Origin of the sequence: Marinifilum sp. JC120 (assembly GCA_004923195.1) — a bacterium.
Lineage (GTDB): Bacteria > Desulfobacterota > Desulfovibrionia > Desulfovibrionales > Desulfovibrionaceae > Maridesulfovibrio.
In genome coordinates this window covers 1-1,926 of record RDSB01000053.1, presented here as the reverse complement: position 1 = coordinate 1,926, position 1,926 = coordinate 1, and the positions used below count along the sequence as shown (strand labels likewise).

Below are 1,926 nucleotides of genomic sequence, written 5' to 3'. Positions count from 1 at the left end.
GGCGTATGGTGTTCTTGACCATGTTGACGTACTGATCAATATTTTGCTTCACCATCATAATTTGCTGCTGGGTCTGCATCATTTCTTCCGCATAAGTCCGGTACATGGATTCAAGCTGTTCAATATTGGTGACCCGCTCCAGCATTTGCAGGATCTTATCGCTGCAATTGGTGCAGGTGACGGTCATGGCGTTGGCCGAAGTTGAGTTCATGAGCAGAACCAATATGAGAATGAGGGTAACTGCTGATCTCATTTTGTATTTTCCTTGTTTCTGGGTGCTCATCTAAAATCTCCCTGCCTTTCTTCAAGCCATTGCTCGGGCCAGTTTGGGCCATGTTCTTTTTCAAGTTCCTTGATACGGGCGATGTGTCCTTTACCGGATGAACCGACAAAAGAGAGCGCGACAGGACCGAGAGCGAGGTTTATGAGTCTGCGTCCTTCAGGTGTCACAACGTAGTAATCGCGTTTGGGAGCTGCTGATGTGATGATCTGGATCTGGGTGGCGTTGAGGCCGAGTCCTTCATAGTGTGGTCGCTGGTCTTTGTCGGATGCGCTGGGATTCGCCAGATAGATTTTGGTCGGGCAGGATTCAGATAAAACGCCCATGAGACCCGATTTAGCAGCATCTTCCAAAGACTGGGTAGCAAGAACAACTGCGCAGTTCGCTTTACGCAGAACCTTCAGCCATTCATAAATCTTGTCCCGGAAAACTTTGTGGCCAAGCATGATCCATGCTTCATCCAGAATGAGCAGAGAGGGCTGTCCTTTAAAGGATTTTTCTATGCAGTGGAAAAGATAAAGAAGAACAGGAATAAGATTCTTGTCTCCAAGATTCATCAAGTTTTCAATCTCGAAGACCATTAGATTTTCAATGCCAAATCCATCCGTTTTAGCATCAAGCAGATGTCCCATAGCCCCGGCATTGGTGTAATGCTTAATGGCTTCCCTGAGTTCTTCATCCTGCACAAAGTGGTAAAAATCGGTAAGGGAGCGCATGTCTTGCGGATTTTCCCGGATTGAATTCATTGCCAGATGAATCGCATTACGGTGTGCTGGCAGAACAACGAATCCTTGCAGGGTCACAAGTGTTTCAATCCATTCTTCTGCCCATGCCTGCTCGGCATCGGACTCAACATTCGAAAGCGGGGCAAAAGCCAGCTCTGAATCATCGCCGGCTATTTCGTAGTGAGTTCCCCCGGCAGCTTTGCAGAGCGGAAACATGGACATGCCTTTGTCGAAGGCAAAAATGGATGCATTTTTATATCTTCTGAACTGGGCGTTAATAATGCCGAGAAGCGTAGATTTACCGGCTCCGGTCGGGCCGAAAATCAAGGTGTGCCCGATATCACCAGTATGAAGGTTCAGCCTGAACGGTGTTGAACCGTCAGTGGCGCAATACATAAGGGCTGGTGAGTTGGCTGGAAATTCCGGTGAAGGGTTAAATTCATTACCGGGCCAGATTGTCGCCAATGGGAGCATATCCGAAAGGTTCATTGAATTAATGATTGGCCTGCGGACATTTGCATATGCGTTGCCGGGATGAGTTCCAAGCCATGCCTCAAGAGCATTGATTGTTTCAATGCGGCATCCGAATCCTTGACTTTGAATCAGCCTGCTGATGAGTCTGGTGTTATCTTCCAGCTCTTCGGGATCTGTCCCGTGCAACACAATGCATGCGGTGTAGAATCCGGCAGAAACGAGACCGGATTGAACTTCAGCAAGGGCTGTTTCCGCATCTCCAGCCATGTTGAGAGCATCCTGATTCGGTCTTGGGTTGACCTTGTTGAACATCAGGTCGAAAAATTTAAATACCTGCTGTTGCCAAGTCTTACGATATAAAGTGAGTTCTTTTTCTGCTTCAAATTGATCCATGCAGATGAAGCGGCTTGAAAATCTGTATTCTAAAGGGATTCCTTCAAGGCAGGA

At 47.5% G+C, this 1,926-nt stretch carries 2 protein-coding genes; both read right to left on the bottom strand.

Annotation, left to right across the window (positions count from 1 at the left end; genetic code table 11):
• Positions 1-253: conjugal transfer protein TrbJ (locus D0S45_20250; protein TIH11251.1), on the bottom strand; the 253-nt coding region annotated here is incomplete at its 3' end.
• Positions 254-279: 26 nt separating this feature from the next.
• A partial coding sequence (locus D0S45_20245; GenBank protein ID TIH11250.1) for a conjugal transfer protein TrbE occupies positions 280-1,926 on the bottom strand: 1,647 nt, incomplete at its 5' end.